Origin of the sequence: Pseudomonas putida, assembly GCF_028682635.1 — a bacterium.
Lineage (GTDB): Bacteria > Pseudomonadota > Gammaproteobacteria > Pseudomonadales > Pseudomonadaceae > Aquipseudomonas > Aquipseudomonas putida_AE.
Genome location: NZ_JANHLK010000127.1, coordinates 1 through 228, shown reverse-complemented (window position 1 = coordinate 228; position 228 = coordinate 1). Strand labels below are relative to the sequence as shown.

Sequence of the window (228 nt, the reverse complement as noted above, 5' to 3'; positions counted from 1 at the left end):
CCGGAGGTGATCAGGTTGGTGTAGAAACCCAGCTTGCGTGCCTCGGCGATCAGCTCGGCAAGGTCCTGGCGCACCAGGGGTTCGCCGCCGGAAAAACCCAGCTGCGCCGCGCCCATCTCCCGCGCTTCACGGAACACCTTGAGCCATTGTTCGGTGCTGAGTTCTTTGCCTTGTTCGGCGAAATCCAGCGGATTGGAGCAGTACGGGCATTGCAGCGGGCAGCGATAG

Annotated in this window: 1 protein-coding gene; it reads right to left on the bottom strand. The window is 62.3% G+C overall.

Annotated elements, in window-relative coordinates:
- On the bottom strand, positions 1 to 228 hold a 228-nt coding region (locus NPS56_RS31140; RefSeq protein ID WP_274078191.1), incomplete at both ends, for a radical SAM protein.